Raw genomic sequence first — 20,129 nt, forward strand, 5'->3', positions numbered from 1 at the left:
GGTGTTCGTGCCGCGGCAGGGTGCGGCGGGATTATTTCGTGGAGCCGGTGGCGAGTAATTGGTCCAATCTGGCTGTGCAGACCGCGGAGAGATCGCCCATATTCAGATAGGTCTGGATGCGCAGCAGCGCAACGGAAAGTAGTACCGCGCCGAGAATTTCGTTGAAACGCAACCGTCGTACCGCCCAGCCGGTGGCGGCCTCGTATCGTGCGATCGCTTCCTCGCGGCTCGGTGTGCCGGGCAGGCGCGGCTTGCCGAGGAATTCGCTGGACACCCAGTCGGTGAGCAGGAGCCAGGCGAGATCGAATTCGTGGTCACCGAGATAGGCGACCTCCCAATCCAATGCGCCGAGGACCGAATAGTCCGCGGCGTAGAGAATATTCGACAGCCTGCCGTCGCCCCAGCAGAGGGTGAGATGCTCCGGCTGGTAGAGGTTGTCCTTCAGCCAGGCGATCGCGAGCTCGATGGTGTCCGGAATCCGCGGGCTCGCCCAGTGCACCGCCCAGTCGAGGTAGTGCACCGCCTGCTCGACGGGTTCGGCGCCGAACTTCGGCAGCCGAAGGAAGTCCAGCCGTAGCGCGGCCGGGTCCAGCTTGTGCAGCCGGGCCATGGTGTCGAGGCAGCCCCACCACATGGTCGTCCGATCGGCGGGTTCGGCGTCGAAGTACATGCCCTGTTCGTGGTACGGCGGAACGTCGCTCGGGGTGCGACCACCGTCGATGCGATCCATAACCAGATACGGGCTGCCGATCGCGCCGGGATCGGTATCGATCCAGCGCAGGGTCGGCACCGGGATATCCGTCGTCGCAAGACGTTTCATCACGACGAACTGGCGGCGCAGATCGTAGTCGGGGAACAGCGGTACCTCGGGCGGCCGGCGGAAGACGAGGCCCGTCGGCTCGTCGCCGATGCCTTCGACGGTGAACAGGTAGGTATCGGAGGCGAACCCATGCGCCGAGCGCTGCCAGTCGACGATCTTCGCCTGCTGTGCGTCCGGAATCCGTTGGCGGATAGCCGATTCCAGTAGGGGCGGGATTCGGTCGGGTGCGGGACGTTCGGGCATCGTCACCACCCCGTGTAGCCGTAGCGCGGATACCTGCCCACGCATACCATTTCGACGAGGCCGTGCCCGACCTTGTCGCCCATGCGCACCTCGCACAGCGATTCGCTGAGCAGGCTGATCGGCCGGACCTGGTCGAGATCGCCCGTATCGACGGTGAATCCGTCGCTGAACGAGGCGCCGCGCCACATGCCGGACGCATAGCCGCGGTATTCGTGGTAGCCGGCGAAGCCGGGCCAGAAACGGCAGCTCGGGCGCACCTCGATCACCGAGGTCCGCCGGTCGGCACGGTGCACGGTGAAGGTGCCGCCGGAGATCACCCGCAGGTCGGGTTCGAAGCGCAGCTCGTGTTCGACATCGATGATCGGCGTCGAATCACGACCGGTGGCGATCGGATACAGCACCTCACCCTCGAACTGCCAGCGTTCACCGGTGCTGGTCTCGCGCTGCGCGAAATGCACCAGCTCGTCCTCGAATTGGAAGATGCCCATGTAGTACAGCACCCCGTCGGGCGCCTCGGTGGGCTGGAGGCCCTCGCCCTCGCTCAGGCTGCCGCCGCCGGGACCGTGCCGCACGCCCCACGAGTGGTCGCGGCCGAACCACCACTGGTCCGGATCGATATCGATGCGCCTGCCGTCGATGTCGAGCCAGCCGGTGACCGTTCCGTTCTGGTAGTAGCGCCGGGCGTCCTCGCGGACCCGGCCGCGCGAGCGGTGGAAGGCGGGTGTCTGCTCGTAGGCCGGGAAGTCGCCGTGCAGGTCCAGCCGCAGGCTCAGGCCGTGCTCGTTGGGCGCCAGGGTCGCCCGGGTCGACAGCAGCGGTTCGGTCACCTCGTAGGTGTAGGGACCGACACTCCACGCGCCCAATGCCGCTCCGGGCGTGCGGTATTCGGTGGCGAGCCGGACCACCTTCGCCTGCTTGCCGCCGATCGTGACCATCGCGTAGGCGTCCATCACATTGCGATTCGGATACCGGGCCAGCCCGGTCATCACGCTGATCTCGCCGGATGTGTCGAAGCCGTACATGACGACCCGCTCGGTCCATCGCAGATCGCTCTGCGCGACGTGGTCGAACGTCGAAGCCAGCTGGTGACACAACATTTCGTCCTCAGGAACCAGCACGGGAACTCCCTTCCTCTGACGTGCCCGGCCAATGTATTACGTTGCACACCGCAACGTATTTGGTTTCGGGATTTCCGCCTGGTACGTTCCGTCGTGTGACCTCTCCCGCCGCCGCCAGGGCAGCCGCAGGCCGCCCGCGCGACACCCAGATCGATCGCTCCGTGCTCGGCGCGGCCCGCGCCCTCCTGGCGGAAGTCGGCTACCAGGAGACCACCATCGCCGCCGTTGCCCGCCGCGCGAATGTCGGCACCGCCCCCATCTACCGTCGCTGGCCCGGTAAGGACGCGCTGATCGAGGACGCCGTCTTCAGCTCCGAAACCCCTTGGCTCCCCGAGGAAACCGACGACCTGCACGCCGATCTGACCGCCTGGGCCCACGTCTTCCTCGCGCGCATCGCCGAACCCGCCACCCGGGCCGCCCTCCCCGGCCTGCTCTCCGCCTACCATCACGACCCGGCCCGCTACCGAGCCCTGCACGACCGGGCCGACCTCCCCGCCCGCCGAGCCCTCACCGCCCGCATCGCCTCGGCCGTCCCCGCCGAATCCGCCACCACGGACTTGGTTTTCGAAATCCTGGTGGCGCGGACCACGCTCCGCGGACTCACCCACGGTATGGCCGACGCCGAAACCTTCTGTGCCAGAACCGCCGACGCCCTCGCGGCCCTGATCGCCACCGGGGCGTAAAGCCGGACGGCCCGAACACCTTTCGGGGTTCGGGCCATCACCTCGGCGGAATCACCACGTGTGGTTGATGTTCCAGAAACGGGCCGGCTTGTTACCGATGACTCGGCGCAATACAGCGATCATGGCTGTTCACCTCCTTTCGCGGTACAGGGTGAACGGTCGTGGCGCCGCGGCGTTGGTGACGATCGGGCGCAGGTCGCCGCCGGTGACGCGCAGGCGGGCGCCGTCGGCGATCGCGGCGACCGTCTCGGTGACGAGGGTGTGCGCCACCGCCGCGCCCGCGCAGGTGAACGGACCGGCGCTGTACGGCAGGTAGAGGCCGCGGCCGTCGGGATCGCCCCAGCGTTCGGGCCGGAACACACCGGGCTCGGTCCACTGGGATGCGTCGTGGTGCAACAGGTATGGGCTGACCGACAGCATGTCGCCGGACTCGAAGGCGATGCCACCGAATTCGGCGGCGTGGGGGACGGGGCGGCCGACCATCCAGACGACCGGGCGATGCCGCATCGCCTCGCGCACCACCCACTCGGCGGACCAGGGCCACTCGGCGCCCGGCCGGTGCAGGCCGCCGAGCAGCAGTGACCAGGCCACCGAGTAGGCGACTGTTCCCACGATCGACCGGAACATCAAGACATACAGGTCGGCCACTCGCCGGTCGGCGATGTCGCTCGGGCAGGCATGGATGATCGCGTCGAGCACATCCTCCGGTTCGCCCGCGCTGGTTTCGCGGCGAGCGCGCACTTGCTCGGTCACCGCCTCGAACAGCCTGGCGCTCAACACTTCAGCCCAGGCGCGCTGCCGGATCCGTGGCGGCCGGATCAGCCCGGCACGGGCGGACCGTCCCATCAACCGCAGCAAGGCGGGGGAACTGTTGTGCCGCAGCATCAGATCGGCCGTGGACCGAAACGCCAGCTCGTTTCCCGTCATCGGCCAACGGCTCGCCACGGGCAGCTCGGCCACCGCCGACACCAACTGCTGACGGAATTCGCCCATCCGCGAACGCAAGACACGGCGAACGGCCCGGCCGAGATCGATCTGCGCCGCCCGCGACGGCAGCACCGTCCCGAAGAATCCGGACCCGCCATCGTTGAAAGCGCGGTCGTGCAACACCTTGTGCGCCAAAGCTGTATCGCTCACGCAGGCACCGCCCCACGGCAGCCGGAACACCCCACCCGGCGCCCGCCGGCTCAGAGTCTCCATGAACCCCAACGGATCTCGCCGAAACCCGCGCATTACCCCGATACCCATCGTCCTGCCCCTCGAACGATTCCTCCCACGTATTCGCGGGATGTCGCCAGCGTAGGTCGCTCAGCGGCATCGCCCCATGGCACACATTTGCCATTCACCCGGCCTGGCGAACCATCTGTCGGTCCGGATAATGGTGCACGCGAAGGTATTTCGGCGATTACCTGAGCTGCGCGACCAGTAGCCGCCTGGGCGCGAGGATGTTACGGCTCGGCGAGCACCAAGTCGTCCACTTCGTCTGTGTGGAAGCGGATGAACATGATTCGCTGTCCGGCGCTGGTCACCAAACACATGGCGATAGGCGGTGTGGCGATCGCGACCTTGCTGTACGAGTTCGTATTCGCGGGGCACAGGCGGGCATCGAGCGGGCCCGGCTCGACGGGGATGATTCCGGCGCCGTTGGTGGGCAGCGTGTTGTCGGCATCCACCAGCCGGAGATCCGGTGTTCCGTCGCCACCGCCGGGGTCGGCATCGACCGATGTGCCGACCTTGGCTTGGATACGCCTGCACGGTTTGACGCAGGGATGTCCTACGGGTGGGGTGACAGCTGCTCCAGGTGCGGGCGTCGGCTGGGACATCCCCGGATCGATGGGGAGGTTCTGTGGCGGCACGGCGCCGGACGATGCGTTGTGCCGTAGGCGCAGGTCGGGACCGATTGCCGCACCCACCAGGATCCCGGTGACGACCCAGGAAACCACGATCCCCACCGTGAGCCACACAGGGAATCGCCTGTCGTTCTTGGGATCCGGTGCGGGTTGCTGGACCAGGATCTGGAAGACGTCGCCGCGGTTGAACAGAGATTTGATCGATGCCTTCTGGGTAGCACGATCAATGGTCGACTCAGGGGGCGTTCGAGGAGGGGCGCTCTCCTCGTCGGGGCGTAGGTGATAGACGGAAAAGAACACGCCGAACAGACCTGCGAGCGGTCCGATCAAGCCGAACCACAGCAGGAGCTGATCGTGATCCTTCAGCGCCAGATACAACACCCATGCGACCGCCGCGACGGTGAGCACCGCCGCGGTGGCTGATCGGCCGAGCGAGAATCGCGCCATGCGGCACAGTATGAACCGCCGTGATCATCCGCCCCGCGCAGGGGCGCTGCTGGTGGATGGCGTGGATCTGCCAGGTGCTCAGTGGGGACAGTAGTGGGATGAGGGGATGGTTTTCGGGGTGGGGGGCGGGGGATTGGGTTAGTTTGCTGGCTATGAAGACCCGCTGGTCCGCCGCGTTCGGTGTCGTGATGTTGTCGTTGTCCGGACTGGTGGCCGGGAGTTCGGTGGCAACGGCCGCGCCCGCGCCGGTGACGTTGTGCGCGTTCACGCCGACGCCGGAGAATCCGGCGGCGCGGCCGGTGCGGCCGCCGCTGCCGGTGGCGCTCGGGTTCGGGACCGCCGATGTGACGTTCCAGTTCAACTACGGGCCGGTGACCGTGCGGCTCAACAGGGCCGGTGCGGCGCCGTGTGCGGTGCAGAATATGGCGAGCCTTGTGCTGCAACGGTTTTACGATCAGAGCCAGTGCTGGCGGCTCACCGACAGTGCGCGCCTCGGCGTTCTGCAGTGCGGCGACATCTACGAAGTCGAAATGGGCGGCCCCGGCTACAAATTCCCCGACGAGGTCGACGGCACCGAAACCTATGGCCGCGGCACCGTCGCGATGGGCAACCAGGGCCCCGGCACCAACGGCAGCGAATTCTTCATCGTCCACTCCTTCGCCAACATCCCCGCCGACTACTCGGTCCTCGGTCAGGTGGTGCAGGGAATGGACGTCCTCGACCGCATGGTCGCCGCGGGCATCACCCCCACTGAGCGCGGCCCCCGCGACGGTGAACCCGCCGCCCCGATCACCATCACGAGTGCCCGCCTGAGCTAGACCCCCGCCGCGGAGGCCGCGTCGGTCCGGAAGGTCTTGCGGTAGGCCAGGGGCGAGACGCCGATGGCCTCGTGGAGGTGCTGGCGCAGTGAGGTGCCCGTGGCGAAGCCGACCTCGCCCGCGATGGTCTCCACCGACAGGTCGGTGGATTCCAGGAGTTCGCGGGCGCGGAAGACGCGCTGCTGAATGAGCCAGCGTCCGGGGCTCATGCCGACCTCGTCGCGGAAGCGGCGGGCGAAGGTGCGGCCGCTCATGCGGGCACGGGCGGCGAGATCGGTCATGGTGAGCGGGTCGTGCAGGTTCGCCAGTGCCCAGTCGCGGGCGGCGGCGGTACCGGCGGCCGACGGTGGGGGCAGCGGCTGCTCGATGAACTGGGCCTGGCCGCCTTCGCGCCACGGCGGGATCACGCAGCGGCGCGCCACCATATTGGCCACCTCGCTGCCGTGGTCGCGGCGGATCAGATGCAGGCACAGGTCCACTCCCGCGGTGGCCCCGGCCGAGGTGAGCAGGTCGCCGTCGTCGACGTAGAGGACATCGGGATCCAGCGCCACGCGGGGAAAGGCGCGGCGGAAGTCCTCGCTGACCATCCAGTGGGTGGTGGCGGGGCGGCCTTCGAGCAGGCCCATGGCGGCGACGGCGATCGCACCCGTGCAGATGGAGACGAGCCTGGCTCCCGGCCGGATTCGGGACAGGGCATCCGAAACCGCTTGGGGCAGACCATTATCCAGAATCGACTGGACGTCGCAGGGCGGGATGACCACCGTGTCGGCGGACTCCAGGATCGAACTGTCGTGCGCCACCGCGATATCGAAATCGGAGCTGGTGCGCACCGGGCGACCGTCCACCGAGCAGGTGCGGATCTCATATCGGCCTTCCGCGGTGCCGAATACGCGATGGGGGATACCGAGTTCGAACGGATACACGCCGTCGAGAGCCAAGACGACGACCCGATGCGGCTGGAAGTCCTCGGTCTGCATGGCGCGATCATATCGAATAATGGCAATCCTGCCATTTTCTGATCGGTCGGCCACCGGCAGGCTGGAGGGCATGAGCGAATCGACGATCCCCACCACCATGCGAGCCATCAGCCAGGACGTACTCGGCGGACCGGAGGTGCTGCACGAGATCGAGCTGCCGGTGCCGGTGCCGGGACCGAGCGAGATCCTGGTGCGCGTGCGCGCCACCGCCCTGAACCCGACGGATTGGAAGCATCGCGCCATCTCGGGCCTGTTCCTGCCCGCGCCGCCGTTCGTCCTCGGCTGGGACGTGTCCGGCGAAGTGGTGGCGGTCGGCTACGGCGTCACGCTGTTCAAGCCGGGCGATGAGGTGTTCGGGATGCTGCCCTATCCGCACCGGCACGGGGCCGCCGCGGAGTACGTCACGGGACCGGCGCGCGCCTTTGCCCGCAAACCGGCCACTCTCGACCATGTCCAGTCGGCCGCCATTCCGCTGGCCGCACTCACCGCATACCAGACCCTGGTCGACACCGCGAATCTCCAAGCAGGACAGCGGGTTCTGGTCCATGCGGCGGCGGGCGGCGTCGGTCACTTCGCGGTCCAGATCGCCAAGGCGTGCGGCGCGCATGTGATCGGCACGGCCAGTGCGGTCAATCACGACTTCCTGCGCGGCATCGGCGCGGACGAGGTACTCGACTACCGGACAACGGATTTCGCCGACGTGGTGCGCGAGATCGACGTGGTGCTCGATCCCATCGACACGCCACACGCCATCCGGTCACTGCGGACCCTGCGCCCCGGCGGCATCGTGGTATCTATTCGCCCGACCGGCACCGAGGAACTGTTCGCCGCGGCCGAAAAGCTGGGCGTGCGTGCCGAAGCCATCCTGGTGGAGGCCGATCACGCGGGCATGGACGCCCTGCGCGAACTCGCCGAAGCCGGTGCCCTTCGCCCCGCCGTCGCCGCCACCTTCCCGCTCGCCGACGCCGCCAAGGCGCACGCGCTCGGCGACACCAACCGCACCGTCGGCAAGCTGGTCCTCACCGTCGACTGACCACTGGCGGGGCCTGTGCCGACGTGGGCTGATCCACGATGACCGAGCTTAGGGCGTGGTGTGGGCGGTGAGGTCGTCGAGGAGGATCATGACCTCGCCCTCGTGCTTGACGACGTCGGTCAGGTGGACCTTCAGGCCGACGAGGGTGGCGTTGGCGATCGGCGTGCCCGCGGTGTGGGTGACGCGCTGCCACTCGCCGTCCGCGGAGACCTTGCCGAGCAGGAGTGTCCGGTCGTCGCCGAGCGTCGCGGAGACGCGGATCGCCGCGTGGGGCGACCGGACCCACAGGTTCAGCGCGCTCAATTGCCCTGGGACGGTAATGGATCGGCCCGGCTTGGCCACCAGCTCGACCTCGAGATCGTCGGCGGCCGAGCGGACGAGCAGGACAAGGGCGCGGTAGTCGGCGCCCGCCGCGCCGTCGGGGTAGACACCGAGCGGCTTGCTCGGCGCGCCCTCCGCGAAGGTGGTGATGTGGGTGCGGTCCGCCCCCGCCCCCGCCAGCTCCCACCGATCCTTCTTCTCGAAGTCGTCCAATAGCACCTCGGCCGACGCGTCCGACATCCCCGCTATCCCTTCCTCCACACGGCGGTCCGGACCTACTCCGGCACCGCCCCAACCCTACAAGCGAACACTCCGTGCTCACGCCGCCCACACCGGCGCGAGATCGACGCCGGGCGGCGGGCGCAGTCGGCGCAGCGTGCCGTCGAAGAGGGTGGCGTAGAGCGCCCACCCGTCGCCGTCCGGCCCGATGCGCACCGAACTCGGCCCGGTCCAGCCGCCCGAAAGACCTTTGGCGATAACGCATGTCGCGCCGGTGGCCGGGTCGATGCGGTGGATCGTGCCCTCGAGGTGTGCGGCGGCGTAGATCGTGCCAGCCTGCGACATGGTGAGGTCATCGAGGCCGGGAAGACCCGGCACGGTCGCGACCACCGTCCATTGATCGGGCGCATCGAGCGGGACGCGAATGATCTGACCGGTGAACAGGTCATCGGTGTAGACGGCGCGGTGGTCGGGGCTCAGCGCCAGCCCCTCCGCACGCGGTACCGGCGCCCAATTGGGCTGGGCGACTCCTGATTCGTGTCGATAGCGGGTCAGGCCGGACGACGGGCCGCCTTCGGTGCCCACCCATGTCGTCAGCAGGTCACCATCCGGCAGCCGGAGCAAACCGTTGCCGCTCAGCGGCACTGGAGTCGTCAGCTGTCCGGTGGTGAGGTCGAGTCGTCGCAGCTGCCCGTCCCCGCGGGTGAGGATATACAGGCCGGTTCCCGCGAGTTGAAGTCCGCCGGGTGCGGCCACGTCGTCGGCGACCGTTCGCGCCTGTCCGGCGGAATCGACCTGGTACACAGTCGATTTACCGGACAGATAGAATCCGCCCCGGCCATCGGGTTCCAGATTCTCCAACTCGCCGAGTCCCTGCGCGACGGTGGCGACCTGCCAGCCGCCACAGTCGGCGGGCGGTGCGGCGTGCACCGGAGTGGCGGCTACGCCGGTATACGCCGCGATCGTCACGGCAGCCCAGAGCGGTCGAATTCCTTTGACCCACATCCCCATTCCGCCCAACCTACGTGACCGGCGGATCAGTGCTGTGGGTTCAGGAGGCGATCGTTGAGGTGTTGCCGGGCGGCCTCCACGTTCATCACCGTGTCCGCGGTCAAGGACGTGGTCAGGTCGGCACAGGCCTGGGCGGCCGCGGTGGCGCGGGGCAGCATGCGGTTTTCGTAGGCCAGGACGGCGCGGTCGAGGTCGGGATGGGTGGCGACGGCGGTCGCGAGATCCGCGCCGTCGAGCATGGCCAGGTTGGCGCCGATGCCGTACGGGGGCATCAGGTGGGCCGCGTCGCCGAGCAAGGTGATGCCGGGGACGTGATCCCAGGTGTGGCCGATGGGCAGGACATGCAGTGGGCGATTGATGAAGCCGCCGTCGGACTTTCGCAGGAGATCGAGCAGGCCGTCGTGCCAGCCGTCGAACACCGTGAGCAGGTGTGCGCGCACCGCCGAGGCGTCCTCGAGGTCGAGGCCCGCGCCGACATGCCAGTCGAGCGGGAGGCGGAGTCCGGCGTAGACGCGAATGTGGCCGCCGCTGTTGCGCTGTGCCGAGAGCATGGCGCCGCCGGACTTCGCCACCACGGTGCCGTTGCCGATCATGTGCGCCAGCGCGGGGTGGCGGGTGTCGACATCGTCGAGGAAGGTTTCGATGATGGTGTCGCCCAGATAGGTTGGGGTCGCGGCGGAGAGCGCCGGACGGATGCGCGACCACGCGCCGTCGGCGCCGACGACGAGATCGAAGTCCTCGCTCGCGCGCTCGGCGAAGTGCAGTCGCGCGGTGCCGTCGCCGACCGGGGTGACCGTGGCGGCCGCGTACCCCCAGCGAACGGTGTCGGGGGCCAGGGAGTTCAAGAGCAGGCCGCGCAATTGGCCGCGGTCGATCTCGGGTGCGTTGCCCGCGCCGTCGGTGGGCAGTTCATGGTGGATCAGCGCGCCGGACACGGCGTCGAGCCCGCGCAACTCCTGGCCTTCGGGGCGGGCCAGCGCGCGGAACTCCTCGAACAACCCCGCGACGCGCAGCGCGGCCTGGCCGGTGTCGACCTGGAGGTCGAGCATGCCGCCCTGCCAGCGGGCGTGCGCGGAGCTCTCGCGCTCGAACACGGTGACGCGGTGGCCGTGCTGTTGCAGGGCACGGGCACAGGTGAGGCCGCCGATACCGGCGCCGACGATCGCGATGTGCTGGGTGCGAACGGAATTCATGAGGTGGGAGCCCTTCGATTCGAAGACCGCGCCGGACGGAGCTCCGGCACAACGCCAGAAAACCACAACGACTCAAAACATGCAACGGTTCAACTTTCTTGCCCGATACATGTTTGCCGGGTACGGTGGCGGCATGACGGAGGCGATCGGGCGGCGCGAACGCAAGAAGGCCCAGACCCGCAAGGCATTGGCCGACGCCGCGCTCGAGCTGTTCCTCGATCGCGGGTATGACCAGGTCGGGGTGCGTGAGGTGGCCGATGCGGCGGATGTCTCGGTGACCACCCTGTTCAAGTACTTCCCGAGCAAGGAGGCGCTGGTCTTCGACCTCGACGAGGACATCGAGGCCGCGCTCGTCGCCGCGGTGCGCGAGCGCCCCACGGGCCGGTCGCTGCTGGCGGCATTGCGCGAGCACATCGTGACCCGGGCGAGCGCGGTATCCGACTCCGCACGAAATCAGGCCTTCACCCGCATGATCGAAGGCACCCCCGCGCTGCGCGAATACGCCCGCCGCATGTGGCTGCGCCACGAAACCGCTTTGGCGCGAACCATTGCCGAGGAAGTCGGCGCCTCCGAGAGCGACCCGTCCTGCGCCGCGATGGCTCGCTTCGCGCTCGAGGCGGTCGATCTGGCCCGCCGCCGTACCGACCCGCCGGGTGCGGTCGGCGCCGTCTTCGACCTGCTCGAAAACGGCTGGGCGGCAACCTATCCGGATCCCTGATCGGTCACGCTCGATAGACGGCCGCCGTGGCGACCAGGCAATCCGTCAGGTGGGCGACGGGTGTATTCGGTTGTCCCTGCGTGACCGCCCAGATCCGGCGGGGCGGCGGGACCGGTCGCAGCGGCCGGATCGCCACGTCGGGCGGCGCGGTGGTGAGCGCGGACGCGGGGATGAGCGCGATGCCGTGCCCGGCGGCGACCAGCGCCAACGTCGTCGGATAGCGGTTGGAGTCCAAGGTGACGAGCGGCGTGAACCCGGCTACACCGCAGATCGCCCGCAGCGATTCCGCGCAGGCGAAGGATGTTCCGCTGATCCACATTTCGTCGGACAGCGCGGCAATGTCGGCAACGGGCGCAGCGGCCAGCGGATGACCGGCGGAGAGTGCGAGTAGCAGCGGATCGTCCGGAAGTGGTTGCGCGGTCAGATGATCCAGGGCGATGGGATGCGCGGCGTAGTCGTAGGTGAGCGCGAGATCGGCCTTGCCGTGGCGGATCGCTTCCAATGCGGTGTCGGCGTCGCATTCGGTGAACTCGAACGACAGGGCCGGGAAGCGGCGCCGCCACGACGCGGCCGCGCGCGGCAGCAAGTGGGTACATGCGGTGGGGAAGGCGGCAATTCGCACGGTCGCAAGGTCGCCGGAGCGGATCTGGTCGAGTTCGCGCCTGGCATCCTCGGACGAGGCCAGCATCCGCAGCGCGTGTCGCAGGACAACCTCGCCCTCCGGTGTCAGCTGTTCGATCGCGATCTCCTACTGGCGATCACTCGACGCGATCGACGAGTGGCGCAGGCATGCCCGGCACGAACGGGCCAAGGAATTGGGCCGCTCGCGCTGGTTCGACCAGTACGCGACCAGGATCGCGCACGTGGTCGATGCCTACTGATCACGCCATTTGACCCAGCTCACTGGGGAATTCGGGCCGACGGTCTCGCGGCGCGTGGCTGGTGGGGTAGGCGGCGCGCAGGCGCTGCTGGGCGAGCGGCCCCGCGTCGAGGTGGTCGAGTCCGAGCAGCGCGGCCCCGAGAACCGGTGGGGCGACGACGATTCGGGGCTCGGCCAGTGGCGCCGCCGCGGCGAGCCGGGCCGTCACATTGTCGATCAGCAGCGGCTGACGGGCCGCGAGGACCCCACCGCCGAGGATGACCGGCGTCGGTTCGTCGAGCAGGTCGAGGCGGCGCAGCGCGACGAGCGCGAGGCGGGTGATCTCGTCGGCCTGCCGATCGATCAGCCGCAGCGCCGTCGGATCGCCCGCCTCGGCGGTGGCGAACAGGACGAGGACCAGTTCGTGCAGCCGCTGCTGTGGCAGCCTGCCCAGGTGCATCGCCTCGGCCACCGCATTGGCGCCAGGCAGCCCGAAATACGAGCCGATGGCGGCGGAAAGCGCGGTGGGGCCGCCCCTTCCGTCCTCGGCCCGCGCCGCATGCCACATCGCCGCCGCCGCCATACCGCTGCCGCCGCCCCAGTCACCGGTGAGCATGCCGAGTGCCGGGAAGCGGGCGGTGCGCCCGTCCGGAAGCAGTCCGACGCAATTGATTCCGGCGCCGCACACCACCGCGACCCCGCGCGGGCCGTCGGTGCCCGCGCGCAGCAGCCCGAAGGTGTCGTTCGCGACGCTCGCGGTGCGGCTCCACGGTCTGGCCGTGATGGCGGCGTGCAGCCGCTCTTCCTCGACGGGCAGATCGACATTCGCCATGCAGGCGCTCACATGGGTGGTGAACGGGCGGTCGGCCGTCAGCCCCGCCTGTTCGGCCAGCGCGTCGACCGCCGAGGCGAGCGCGTCGATGGCGCGATCCACCCCGTGCTCGTGGGGCTGGAACCCGGCGCCGCGCGCGCCGGCGAGGACGGTGCCGTCGAGGGTGACCAGCGCGATATCGGTCTTGCTGTTGCCCGCGTCGATGGCGAGGACACCGGGGACCTGCTCGGTCACGCCCAACTGAGGTATCCACGGTTGTGGGCGATCAGCCGATCGGTGAGCTGCTCGGCCAGTTCCCACTGGCCGATGAGCGGATGCGCGAACAGCGCGTCGAAGACCAGGTCGCGCCCGCCCTCGAGTGCCGCGCGCAGCGCGAGCTGCTCATAGGCGGTGACATGTGCGATCAGGCCCGAGTAGCGCGGCGGGACCGGCTGCTGCGGCAGCGGGCGCACCCCGGCGCCGTCCACCTCGGCGGGCACCTCGATCACGGCGTCGTCCGGCAGGAACGGCAGGGTGCCGTCGTTGCGGGCATTGACAACCTGCACCCCGGCGCCGGTGCCGTGCAGCGCGGCGAGCAGCTGGACCGCGGCCTCGGAATAGTAGGCGCCGCCGCGTTGCGCGAGCAGTTCCGGCTTGGTGTCCAGCGCCGGGTCGGCATACATCTCCAGCAGCTGTCGCTCGATGGTCGCGACCTCGGCGGCGCGAGAACCCTTGGCCCGCAACTCCTCTACGACGGTGTCGTGCTGGTAGTAGTACCGCAGATAGTAGGAGGGCACGCTGCCGAGGTGCTGGAGCAGCGGCAGCGGCATGCGCAGGTCGTCCGCGATCTGCGCACCGAAGTCGGCGATCAGCTTGGGCAGCGCCTCGTATCCGGTTGCCGCGCCGGGGTGATCGAGCACGGTGACCCCGCGCTCCCAGGTGAGATGGTTCAGGCCGACGTGGTCGAGCCGGACCAGCTCCGGCTCGACACCCAAGTGCTGCGCGAACTTTCGCTGCAGATGGATGGCCACGTTGCACAGGCCGACGGCCTTGTGCCCTGCGGTCTGCAAGGCGCGGGTGACGATGCCGACCGGGTTGGTGAAGTCGATGATCCAGGCGTCCGGGTTGGCGCGGCGCACGTGCTCGGCGATATCGAGCACGACGGGCACGGTGCGCAGTGCCTTGGCCAGCCCGCCCGCACCGGTGGTTTCCTGTCCGACGCAACCGCATTCGAGCGGCCAGCTCTCGTCCTCGTTGCGTGCCGCCTGCCCGCCGATCCGCAATTGGAGCAGCACCGCGTCCGCGCCGTCGACGCCCTCCGCGATCGAGGTGGTCGTGCTCACCACCGCCGGATGGCCCTGTTTGTCGAAGATCCGGCGCGCCAGCGCGGCGATCAGCTCCAACCGGTCCGCGGCGGGATCGATCAGTGTCAGCTCGCTGATCGGGAGGGTGTCGCGCAGGCGGGCGAAGCCGTCGATCAGCTCCGGCGTGTAGGTGGAACCGCCGCCGACGATCGCCAATTTCAGTGCGGGCATCAGCCTTTGACCCCTGTCAGTGTCACGCCTTCGATGAAGGCTTTCTGTGCGAAGAAGAAGAGGATGATCACGGGCGCCATCACGAGCAGGGTGGCGGCCATGGTGAGATTCCAGTTCACGTGGTGCGCGCCCTTGAACGATTCGAGGCCGTAGCTGAGCGTCCAGGCCGCCGGGTTCTCGCTGGCATAGATCTGCGGCCCGAAATAGTCGTTCCAGCAATAGAAGAACTGGAACAGCGCGACCGCCGCGATCGCGGGTTTGGCCATCGGCAGCACGATGCGCAGCAGGATCCCGACGTCGCCGCAGCCGTCGATACGAGCCGCCTCGAGGTAGTCGTCGGGGATGGTGAGCAGGAACTGCCGCAACAGGAAGATGGAGAACGCCTCGCCGAAGGCCAGCGGAATGATCAACGGCCACAGCGAGCCGGTGAGATGGAACTGCTTGGCCCACACCAGATACATCGGGATCACCGTCACCTGCGGCGGCAGCATCATCATCGAAACCACCGCCATGAGTGCCAGATTGCGCCCGCGGAAGCGAAACTTGGCCAGCGCGTAGGCGACCGGGATGCTGGACACGAGCGTGAGCAGGGTGCCGAGTCCCGCGTAGATGAACGTGTTGCGCCACCAGGTGAGGAAGCCGGGCGTCCGCCAGACCTCGAGGTAGTTGCTCCACTGCCACTGCGTCGGCCACAGATCGGAGGTGAGCGCCTGCCGGTCCGACATCACCGAGGTCAGGAAGACGAAGACGAACGGCAGGATGAACAGCAGCGCGAGGGCGATCGCGAACGAGTGCACGGCCACCCAGTTCAGCGCGCCCTTGCGGCGGGCGACCCTGATCTCGGCCCTGGTCGTGGCGACCGGCGCGGGCGCGACGGTTGTCGTCATCAATCCTCCTGGATGAAGCCGGATTTGCGCCGCAGCAGCAGCGAGGTGAAGGCCATCGAGATGACGAACAGGATCACCGCGACCACGCACGCCGAGCCGATATCGAAGCGCTGGAAGCCGAGGTTGTAGACCATCTGCGGCAGCGTCCAGGTGGATCCGTGCGGGTAGCCGGGTTCGAATTGCTCACCGGCGCCCGCGATCTTGCCGCTGGCCACCTTTCCGGCGACGATCGCCTGGGTGTAGTACTGCATGGTCTGGATGACGCCGGTCACCACGGCGAACAGCACGATCGGCGCGATATTCGGCAGCGTGACGTAGCGGAACTTGTGCCACGGGCCCGCGCCGTCCAATTCGGCCGCCTCGTACTGCTCCCTGGACACGTCGAGCAGTGCCGCGGTGAAGATCACCAGCAGGTCGCCGATGCCCCACAGCGCGAGCATGGTGAGCGCGGGCTTGGACCACTCCGGGTCGGTGAACCAACCCGGTTGCGGCAGACCGAGATTGCCGAGCAGGTGGTTGACCGGTCCGGTACCGGGGTTCAGCAGGAAGGCGAAGGCCACGGTGGCCGCCACCGGCGGGGCCAGGTACGGCAGATAGAACACCGTGCGGAAGAACCCCAGCCCCATCTTGATCTTGGTGACCAGCATGCCGAGCCCGAGCCCGAAGATCACCCGCAGCGTCACCATCACCAGCACCAGCCACAGCGTGTTGCCGAGCCCCTGCCAGAAGAACGGGTACTTGTCGATGACGTAGTCCCAGTTCTTCAGGCCGGTGAACGTCGGATCGGCGAACCCGTCGTACTTCATGAAGGAGAAGTAGACGGTGGACAGCAGCGGGTAGGCGAAGAAGAAGGCGAAACCGAGCAGCCAAGGCGAGAGGAACGCCAGGGTGCGCAGGGTCCGGCGGCGGCGCTTACGTTTCAGTGTTGCCGAGACGCGCTGCGCCGCCGGGACTTTCATGCTCGATGTCATGGACGAGGTCACTTGGCCTGAGCGATCGCCTCGTCGATCTCCTTTGCGGTGGCGGCTAATCCGGCGGCCAGGTCGTTGCGCTTGCCCGCCTCGAAGTCGTAGCCGAAGTTGCGCAGCGAGAGCTGGTAGGCGCCGCCGTTGATGCTGGCCGGCGTGGTCGAGGAGTACTGGTTCCTGGCGATATCGAGGAAGGTCTTGAAGTTCGGATCGGCGGTGAGCTTGGGCGAGACGAGCGCCTCGTTGGTGCTCGGCACGTTGTGGATGGCGTTGGCGAAGCTGACCAGCGCGTCGGTATCGGTGGTCAGGTACTTCACGAATTGCCATGCGGCCGTTTGCTTGCGGCTGGAGTTGGCGATGCCGACGATGGTGCCGGTCTGGTAGCCGCGGCCGTAGGTGGCCACCTGATCATCCGGGACCGGGAAAGGCGCGGTGGCCCAATCGAAGCCGACCTTGTCCTCGGCGAGCATGGCGGTGCGCCACTCACCGTCGAGCGACATGGCCACCTGGCCGGTGTGGAACGGATTCTTCGAGCTGAACTCCTCACCGAAGGTGGTGCGGTACTTCTCCAGCTTGTCGAACCCACCGAGCTTGGCGATCAGATCCTTCTGCCAGGTGTACATCGCGGCGATCTTCGGATCGGTGGCGATATTCGACTTGCCGTCCGGGGTGAAGTATTTCGCGCCGTACTGGCCCAGGAAGTGCATGGGCGTCGTCTCGTAGCCGTGGTAGGTCGGCATGAAGCCGAGCTGCCGGTAGCTGTCGCCCTCCGCGATGGTCAGCTTGACCGCGGCGGCCTCGAACTCGCTGAAAGTCTTGGGCGGTGCGGAGATTCCGGCCGCGGCGAACGCGGTCTTGTTGTAGTACAGGCCGTACGCGTCGCCGAGCAGCGGCAGCGAGCACTGATTGCCTTGGTACTGGCTGTAATCGAGCATCGCGGCCGGGAACGTCTTCGCCGGATCGATGCCGTCCTTCTTCAGGAACGGCGCCAGATCGGTCCAGACATTGGCGGAACAGAACTTGCCGACCTGGTCGGTGCTGAAGGAGGACACCACATCCGGCGCGTCGCGGCCACCCGCCCGCAGCGCCTGCTCGATCTTGTCGTCGGAGACGTTGCCGACCAGGTTGACGTGAATGTTGGGGAACCGCTGCTGGAAGGAGGCCACGTTCGCCTCGATGGCCTTCACCTCGTTGTCCTGGCTCCAGCCGTGCCAGAAGGTGATGGTGACGTCCTTGCCCTGGGCGGAACCGTCGTCGCCACCGCCGGAACTCTGCCCGGTACAGGCGCTGGCGAACAGCGCGACGGTGGTGCATGCGGTGAGGGCGGCGAGGGTGCGGGGTGAGGCTTTGCGCATGGTGACGGTTCTCCTGGGTGAATCAATGTGTCGAGAAGACGGTGTCCCTCGTGGTGGCCAAGGCACGTTGCAGCGCGCCGTGCAAGACCGGCGACCCTGGCACGGTGCTCGAACGCACCTCGGGCCGGGTGATGGTGAGCTCCGCCAGTGCGTCCTGGACCAGCGCGCGCAGCCGTTCGCCCCCTGCGCTCGGCACCGCGCCCGTCAGGATCACCACTTCCGGATCGACGACCGAGACGATCGAGGCGAGCCCGATGGCGAGGCGGTCGGCGAGTTCGGTGAGGAATTCCGTTCCGGCCCCGGCGGTTTCCAGCGCCTCCGTGACGGCGAGCGCGCCCGTCGGCGCGGTCAGCCCGTGCTTGCGCGCGAGCGCCAAAACAGCTGGGGCACCGGCCAATTGCTGGAATCCGCCGGAGTTCTTCCTGCGCACGTCGTGCACGATCGGCGCACCGGGCAGTGGCATGTAGCCGACTTCGCCCGCGCCGTTGTGGAATCCGCGATGCAACCGGCCCGCGATCACGATCGCCGCGCCGATGCCCTCGCCGGTCCACAGCGTCACGAAGTCCTCGCAACCCTGTGCCGCGCCGTGCGCCTGTTCGGCGATCGCGGCGAGGTTGACGTCGTTCTCGATGGATACCGAGGCGCCGATCGTCGCCTCCAATTCACCGACCAGCCTGGGGGAGTGCCAGCCCGGCAGGTGCGTGGCATAGCGCAGCCTGCCGGTGGCCGGGTCGAGCGCGCCGCCGATGCCGATCACCACGTCGCGCACCGCGCCCTGGGGGAGTCCGGCCAGGCCGACCGTCTCCGCCACCGCGTCCGCCACCCGCGCGATGGTGGCCGCGGCGGGCCAGCCCTTGGTCGAGACTTGATGTTCGGCGAGCGTCGCGCCGGTGATATCCGCGACGGCGAGCCGGATCTGCGTATTCGTCACGTCGAGCCCGGCCACATATCCCGCCGCCGGATTCACCTGGTACAGCTGCGCATTCGGGCCGGGGCCACCCGCCGAGGTGCCGACCGGAACCACCAGTCCGGCCGCCTCCAGTCGCGCGAACAATTGCGAGGCAGTCGGTTTCGACAATCCGGTCAGCGTGCCGATCTGCGTGCGGGACAGCGGACCGTTCGCGAGCAACAGCTCCAGCGCCGCGCGGTCGTTGATGGCCCGGAGCAGACTCGGTGTGCCGGCAAGGGTGTTTCGCGTGTTGGTCACGTGATGACCCTCCCTTGCCGGGTCCCCTCGGCGAACGTGCGGGTGAACTATTAGGAAACTTTCCAATTACTTTGAGGAGCGACTGTATGCCCGCGGGGACCGGCTGTCAATACGCTGTGCGACTGGGGGATTGGCGCAGAAGCGCGCCGGTTGCCCCGGGTGTCACGTCATCGGATCATGCCGCTCGATCGGTGACGGTTCGGGTGGCGATGGTGACAAGGGTGGCGTAGCCCATCGTGAAGCTGCCGCCTGCCGCATCGATGGCGGCGGCGACGCCCGCCAGGAGCCGTGACTGTGTGTCCGGCGGGAACAGGCTGAAGCCGCCCTGCGTCGGCACCTGGTCCAGCCATTCGTCGCGGGTGTAGGTGTGTTCCCAATCGAACCGCCACAGGTCGACGGCGTCGAAAGCGCCTGTCTCCCTGAGTCCGTCGGCCGCCTTGGTGGCCATCGCCGCGTATGCGTCGTGTGGGTTGGTGAGTGCGGTGTCGATGGACAGGTCGGGCAGCATCTCGCGATAGACCGCGGCAAAGGCCTGTCCCACCTCGCCTGGTGGTTGGCCACTGTTCCAGAACACGGCGAGACGGCCGCCTGGGCGTAGCGCCTGCGCTGCTTTCGCCGCGCCCGCGACCGGGTCGACCCAGTGCCAGGTCTGGCCGGCGACGACCGTGTCGAAGAGGCGGCCCGCCGGATCCCAGTCCTCGAAGGTCGAGATCTCGATGTCGGTGCCGTGTGTGCGGGCCCAGTCGGCCATTCGCTCGTCGGGCTCGACCCCGAGCACCGCGCAGCCCGCCGCCTGGAACAGCCTGGCCGCGATGCCGGTACCGCAGCCGACGTCGACGACATCGCGGCCGGGGCTTGTCGCGATGATCCGCCGGATCATCGCGTCGGGATAGGTGGGGCGGGTCCGGTCATACCGTTCGGCGTCCGTGCCGAACGATTCCGCGACCCGTCGGAGCTGATGTGGTTGGGGTGCAGGCGAATTCGCTGGCCCCGAAGAGAGTGTGGGCATGCGCCCACTTTAAGTGGGCACATGCCCACTCTGCAATAGTGGAGTCC

At 68.1% G+C, this 20,129-nt stretch carries 20 protein-coding genes; 4 read left to right on the top strand and 16 right to left on the bottom strand.

Annotation, left to right across the window (positions count from 1 at the left end; all coding sequences use genetic code 11):
• Window positions 1-31: 31 nt before the first annotated feature.
• Together ACIG5A_RS27425 and ACIG5A_RS27430 are read right to left on the bottom strand one after the other, a co-directional pair.
• On the bottom strand, window positions 32-1,063 hold the full coding sequence (locus ACIG5A_RS27425) for a phosphotransferase family protein (RefSeq protein ID WP_397244989.1): 1,032 nt from the start codon (window positions 1,061-1,063) through the stop codon (window positions 32-34).
• Window positions 1,064-1,065: 2 nt separating this feature from the next.
• Window positions 1,066-2,181: a hypothetical protein gene (locus tag ACIG5A_RS27430; protein ID WP_397244991.1), complete on the bottom strand. Its 1,116-nt coding sequence runs from the start codon at window positions 2,179-2,181 to the stop codon at window positions 1,066-1,068.
• A 95-nt stretch (window positions 2,182-2,276) separates the two neighbouring features.
• Here ACIG5A_RS27430 and ACIG5A_RS27435 point away from each other — a divergent pair, with 95 nt between their 5' ends.
• Window positions 2,277-2,864 carry a TetR/AcrR family transcriptional regulator gene (locus tag ACIG5A_RS27435; protein ID WP_397244993.1) on the top strand — a complete coding sequence of 196 codons (588 nt, stop codon included), beginning with the start codon at window positions 2,277-2,279 and terminating at the stop codon, window positions 2,862-2,864.
• Window positions 2,865-2,993: 129 nt separating this feature from the next.
• On the opposite strand, the gene ACIG5A_RS27440 is transcribed toward ACIG5A_RS27435, so the two are convergent.
• Together ACIG5A_RS27440 and ACIG5A_RS27445 are read right to left on the bottom strand one after the other, a co-directional pair.
• A complete protein-coding gene (locus ACIG5A_RS27440) occupies window positions 2,994-4,064 on the bottom strand; it encodes a cytochrome P450 (protein WP_397244995.1) in 1,071 nt (356 codons plus the stop codon).
• 248 nt (window positions 4,065-4,312) lie between these two features.
• On the bottom strand, window positions 4,313-5,161 hold the full coding sequence (locus ACIG5A_RS27445) for a hypothetical protein (RefSeq protein ID WP_397244997.1): 849 nt from the start codon (window positions 5,159-5,161) through the stop codon (window positions 4,313-4,315).
• A gap of 152 nt (window positions 5,162-5,313) precedes the next feature.
• On the opposite strand from ACIG5A_RS27445, the gene ACIG5A_RS27450 reads away from it, so the two are divergent.
• Window positions 5,314-5,979: a peptidylprolyl isomerase gene (locus ACIG5A_RS27450; protein ID WP_397244999.1), complete on the top strand. Its 666-nt coding sequence runs from the start codon at window positions 5,314-5,316 to the stop codon at window positions 5,977-5,979.
• Here ACIG5A_RS27450 and ACIG5A_RS27455 read toward each other — a convergent pair.
• Window positions 5,976-6,956 carry a GlxA family transcriptional regulator gene (locus ACIG5A_RS27455; protein ID WP_397245001.1) on the bottom strand — a complete coding sequence of 327 codons (981 nt, stop codon included), beginning with the start codon at window positions 6,954-6,956 and terminating at the stop codon, window positions 5,976-5,978. The genes ACIG5A_RS27450 and ACIG5A_RS27455 overlap by 4 nt on opposite strands.
• 70 nt (window positions 6,957-7,026) lie before the next feature.
• Between ACIG5A_RS27455 and ACIG5A_RS27460 the strand changes: the two genes are divergently transcribed.
• Window positions 7,027-7,989: an NADP-dependent oxidoreductase gene (locus ACIG5A_RS27460; RefSeq protein WP_397245003.1), complete on the top strand. Its 963-nt coding sequence runs from the start codon at window positions 7,027-7,029 to the stop codon at window positions 7,987-7,989.
• A gap of 48 nt (window positions 7,990-8,037) precedes the next feature.
• Here the strand turns inward: ACIG5A_RS27460 and ACIG5A_RS27465 are convergent, their stop codons facing one another.
• The 3 genes from ACIG5A_RS27465 to ACIG5A_RS27475 form a co-directional block, all read right to left on the bottom strand.
• Window positions 8,038-8,550, bottom strand: a complete 513-nt coding sequence (locus ACIG5A_RS27465; RefSeq protein WP_397245006.1) for a hypothetical protein — start codon at window positions 8,548-8,550, stop codon at window positions 8,038-8,040.
• A 78-nt stretch (window positions 8,551-8,628) separates the two neighbouring features.
• Window positions 8,629-9,540 (bottom strand): SMP-30/gluconolactonase/LRE family protein, encoded by a 912-nt coding sequence (locus tag ACIG5A_RS27470; RefSeq protein WP_397245008.1) that lies wholly within the window; start codon window positions 9,538-9,540, stop codon window positions 8,629-8,631.
• 26 nt (window positions 9,541-9,566) lie between these two features.
• Window positions 9,567-10,733 carry an FAD-dependent oxidoreductase gene (locus ACIG5A_RS27475; protein ID WP_397245010.1) on the bottom strand — a complete coding sequence of 389 codons (1,167 nt, stop codon included), beginning with the start codon at window positions 10,731-10,733 and terminating at the stop codon, window positions 9,567-9,569.
• A 133-nt stretch (window positions 10,734-10,866) separates the two neighbouring features.
• On the opposite strand from ACIG5A_RS27475, the gene ACIG5A_RS27480 reads away from it, so the two are divergent.
• Window positions 10,867-11,451 carry a TetR/AcrR family transcriptional regulator gene (locus ACIG5A_RS27480; RefSeq protein WP_397245012.1) on the top strand — a complete coding sequence of 195 codons (585 nt, stop codon included), beginning with the start codon at window positions 10,867-10,869 and terminating at the stop codon, window positions 11,449-11,451.
• A gap of 4 nt (window positions 11,452-11,455) precedes the next feature.
• Here the strand turns inward: ACIG5A_RS27480 and ACIG5A_RS27485 are convergent, their stop codons facing one another.
• The 8 genes from ACIG5A_RS27485 to ACIG5A_RS27520 form a co-directional block, all read right to left on the bottom strand.
• Window positions 11,456-12,139 carry a LysR substrate-binding domain-containing protein gene (locus ACIG5A_RS27485; protein ID WP_397245014.1) on the bottom strand — a complete coding sequence of 228 codons (684 nt, stop codon included), beginning with the start codon at window positions 12,137-12,139 and terminating at the stop codon, window positions 11,456-11,458.
• Between the two features lie 193 nt (window positions 12,140-12,332).
• Window positions 12,333-13,376 (bottom strand): N-acetylglucosamine kinase, encoded by a 1,044-nt coding sequence (locus tag ACIG5A_RS27490; protein WP_397245016.1) that lies wholly within the window; start codon window positions 13,374-13,376, stop codon window positions 12,333-12,335.
• Window positions 13,373-14,656 carry a 6-phospho-beta-glucosidase gene (locus ACIG5A_RS27495; RefSeq protein WP_397245018.1) on the bottom strand — a complete coding sequence of 428 codons (1,284 nt, stop codon included), beginning with the start codon at window positions 14,654-14,656 and terminating at the stop codon, window positions 13,373-13,375. Before ACIG5A_RS27495 ends, ACIG5A_RS27490 begins: the two co-directional genes overlap by 4 nt.
• Window positions 14,656-15,543, bottom strand: a complete 888-nt coding sequence (locus ACIG5A_RS27500) for a carbohydrate ABC transporter permease (RefSeq protein ID WP_397245021.1) — start codon at window positions 15,541-15,543, stop codon at window positions 14,656-14,658. The genes ACIG5A_RS27495 and ACIG5A_RS27500 overlap by 1 nt, the downstream gene beginning before the upstream one ends.
• Entirely contained in the window at window positions 15,543-16,514 is a 972-nt protein-coding gene (locus ACIG5A_RS27505) for a carbohydrate ABC transporter permease (protein ID WP_397245023.1), read from the bottom strand. Before ACIG5A_RS27505 ends, ACIG5A_RS27500 begins: the two co-directional genes overlap by 1 nt.
• Before the next feature lie 8 nt (window positions 16,515-16,522).
• Window positions 16,523-17,866 (bottom strand): extracellular solute-binding protein, encoded by a 1,344-nt coding sequence (locus tag ACIG5A_RS27510; protein ID WP_397245026.1) that lies wholly within the window; start codon window positions 17,864-17,866, stop codon window positions 16,523-16,525.
• A 22-nt stretch (window positions 17,867-17,888) separates the two neighbouring features.
• Entirely contained in the window at window positions 17,889-19,073 is a 1,185-nt protein-coding gene (locus tag ACIG5A_RS27515) for an ROK family transcriptional regulator (RefSeq protein WP_397245028.1), read from the bottom strand.
• A gap of 175 nt (window positions 19,074-19,248) precedes the next feature.
• Window positions 19,249-20,082, bottom strand: a complete 834-nt coding sequence (locus ACIG5A_RS27520; RefSeq protein WP_397245030.1) for a class I SAM-dependent methyltransferase — start codon at window positions 20,080-20,082, stop codon at window positions 19,249-19,251.
• Window positions 20,083-20,129 lie beyond the last annotated feature (47 nt).

Origin of the sequence: Nocardia sp. NPDC052566, from assembly GCF_044547285.1 — a bacterium.
GTDB lineage: Bacteria > Actinomycetota > Actinomycetes > Mycobacteriales > Mycobacteriaceae > Nocardia.

What these genes read in the sequence shown, in the direction of transcription:
- ACIG5A_RS27425 (WP_397244989.1), bottom strand. Translation starts at nt 1,063, where the DNA reads ATGCCCGAACGTCCCGCACCCGACCGAATCCCGCCCCTACTGGAATCG.
- ACIG5A_RS27440 (WP_397244995.1), bottom strand. Translation starts at nt 4,064, where the DNA reads ATGGAGACTCTGAGCCGGCGGGCGCCGGGTGGGGTGTTCCGGCTGCCG.
- ACIG5A_RS27445 (WP_397244997.1), bottom strand. Translation starts at nt 5,161, where the DNA reads ATGGCGCGATTCTCGCTCGGCCGATCAGCCACCGCGGCGGTGCTCACC.
- ACIG5A_RS27450 (WP_397244999.1), top strand. Translation starts at nt 5,314, where the DNA reads ATGAAGACCCGCTGGTCCGCCGCGTTCGGTGTCGTGATGTTGTCGTTG.
- ACIG5A_RS27455 (WP_397245001.1), bottom strand. Translation starts at nt 6,956, where the DNA reads ATGCAGACCGAGGACTTCCAGCCGCATCGGGTCGTCGTCTTGGCTCTC.
- ACIG5A_RS27460 (WP_397245003.1), top strand. Translation starts at nt 7,027, where the DNA reads ATGAGCGAATCGACGATCCCCACCACCATGCGAGCCATCAGCCAGGAC.
- ACIG5A_RS27465 (WP_397245006.1), bottom strand. Translation starts at nt 8,550, where the DNA reads ATGTCGGACGCGTCGGCCGAGGTGCTATTGGACGACTTCGAGAAGAAG.
- ACIG5A_RS27470 (WP_397245008.1), bottom strand. Translation starts at nt 9,540, where the DNA reads ATGGGGATGTGGGTCAAAGGAATTCGACCGCTCTGGGCTGCCGTGACG.
- ACIG5A_RS27475 (WP_397245010.1), bottom strand. Translation starts at nt 10,733, where the DNA reads ATGAATTCCGTTCGCACCCAGCACATCGCGATCGTCGGCGCCGGTATC.
- ACIG5A_RS27480 (WP_397245012.1), top strand. Translation starts at nt 10,867, where the DNA reads ATGACGGAGGCGATCGGGCGGCGCGAACGCAAGAAGGCCCAGACCCGC.
- ACIG5A_RS27485 (WP_397245014.1), bottom strand. Translation starts at nt 12,139, where the DNA reads ATGCTGGCCTCGTCCGAGGATGCCAGGCGCGAACTCGACCAGATCCGC.
- ACIG5A_RS27495 (WP_397245018.1), bottom strand. Translation starts at nt 14,656, where the DNA reads ATGCCCGCACTGAAATTGGCGATCGTCGGCGGCGGTTCCACCTACACG.
- ACIG5A_RS27500 (WP_397245021.1), bottom strand. Translation starts at nt 15,543, where the DNA reads ATGACGACAACCGTCGCGCCCGCGCCGGTCGCCACGACCAGGGCCGAG.
- ACIG5A_RS27505 (WP_397245023.1), bottom strand. Translation starts at nt 16,514, where the DNA reads ATGACATCGAGCATGAAAGTCCCGGCGGCGCAGCGCGTCTCGGCAACA.
- ACIG5A_RS27510 (WP_397245026.1), bottom strand. Translation starts at nt 17,866, where the DNA reads ATGCGCAAAGCCTCACCCCGCACCCTCGCCGCCCTCACCGCATGCACC.
- ACIG5A_RS27520 (WP_397245030.1), bottom strand. Translation starts at nt 20,082, where the DNA reads ATGCCCACACTCTCTTCGGGGCCAGCGAATTCGCCTGCACCCCAACCA.